Below are 1,516 nucleotides of genomic sequence, written 5' to 3' on the forward strand. Positions count from 1 at the left end.
GAAAAACTGAATTCAGGAAGCCCGGAAGGTAACACTTACTGGATACAAAAGAAATAATAAAGGGGAGTAACAGTGAAGAGGAATATTAAGGGTTTTACTCTGATAGAAATGATGATTGTTGTCGCAATCATTGGCATTCTGGCAACTATAGCAGTGCCAAGTTACAACCAGCATGTCACTACTTCTGCTATGAGGGATGCTGAGTCATCTCTGATTGGACTAGCTGGAGCAATGGAGAGACATAGAGCTCAAAGAGGCTCTTACCTGGGCGCTTCCGTTGGAGGTGGAGATGACAACAATGGTGCTCCCAGCATTTTTGTTACCCAGAGCCCAGAGAGTGGTAATGCCAACTTCAATCTGGCCATTGCAGTACCTGCGAATGGCAGAACCTATACGCTGACGGCAACGGCCACAGGAAGCTCCGGCATAACCGCCAATGCCACTATTACATTAGACTCTGTAGGGACTCGTGGTGGCACGGCTGCGGGAGCCTGGAACTAGCCACAAGAAAAAAAGCCCTCAGCAAAATTGGGGGCTTCCTGCAAAAACCAATCACCCCACAAAAATCTCAGCCATCAAAACATGACTCTGCCCCGGCTCCAGCTCTACGGGAACCTGAGGCAAGGTTACCGTTTCCACACAAACCATAGACTTGTAATCAAAAGTAGGCACGTCGTGCATTTTTTCTGCCCGAACAGGCCCCGGGTTCCAGACAACTGTGCCGTTGCTACCGGATTTTTTGATAGTGATTTTTCTTCCAATACCGGGATCATGCAGGATGCAGGTTTCGTTGTCATCAATATAGGTTCTGTCAACCTCACCCTCGATGATCACTTCGCCTTCCTGAATAAAAGCTCTGCTCTCGTCGGTCTCATCCAGGTAACGTTTCCCATCCAGTCCTTCAATCCAGATCAGATCCGTATTTGAAACACTAAAATAAGTATGCAACGCCTGACTTATTTGAACCTTCCTGGAGCCATTGTTTCTGGAGGTCAGACTGATTCTCAGTGTTTCTCCAACAATAATATCTATACCCAGGCCTGCTTTCCCATCCCATTCTTGAACACCGTCGATGGGCAAAGACAACACGACTCTGGTCTTGTCATTGTCCAGCGTTTCACTCAACTCATATTGCCAAAGTTTTGTACGGGCAAAACCATGATTGGGGCCTCCTTCCTTTCTGGAACCAAACCATGGCCAGCAAACGGGCACACCACCACGAATCGCTTTTCCCTCAGTCATATCTGCCAGTGGGCTCATCCAGAGGACTTTCTCCTGACCTTTTGGCTGATAACTCAAAACCTGTCCCCCTTGCAATGAAATCATGGCGTTGGCAAAAGGGTTGTCGATTTCAAGAACAGGCACAGAGCCCACCATTCTGGGTTTGATGGCAGAATTCGTTTGAAAAGTCATAGCGATACTTCCTGAGTTGAGAGATCAGAATAACAGACTCACCTTACAGTGAAATGATCAAATACCTCCTCTGCACGTCTACTTGCACCTATTATGAAAAAGG

At 47.2% G+C, this 1,516-nt stretch carries 2 protein-coding genes; one reads left to right on the forward strand and one right to left on the reverse strand.

Features of this window, described 5'->3' with window-relative positions; translation table 11 throughout:
• Positions 1-72 precede the first annotated feature (72 nt).
• Entirely contained in the window at positions 73-501 is a 429-nt protein-coding gene (locus KDK18_RS14415; protein WP_368736471.1) for a type IV pilin protein, read from the forward strand.
• A 51-nt stretch (positions 502-552) separates the two neighbouring features.
• On the opposite strand, the gene KDK18_RS14420 is transcribed toward KDK18_RS14415, so the two are convergent.
• Positions 553-1,413, reverse strand: a complete 861-nt coding sequence (locus KDK18_RS14420; RefSeq protein WP_257255630.1) for a D-hexose-6-phosphate mutarotase — start codon at positions 1,411-1,413, stop codon at positions 553-555.
• Positions 1,414-1,516 lie beyond the last annotated feature (103 nt).

The organism is Endozoicomonas sp. SESOKO3 (assembly GCF_024606255.1).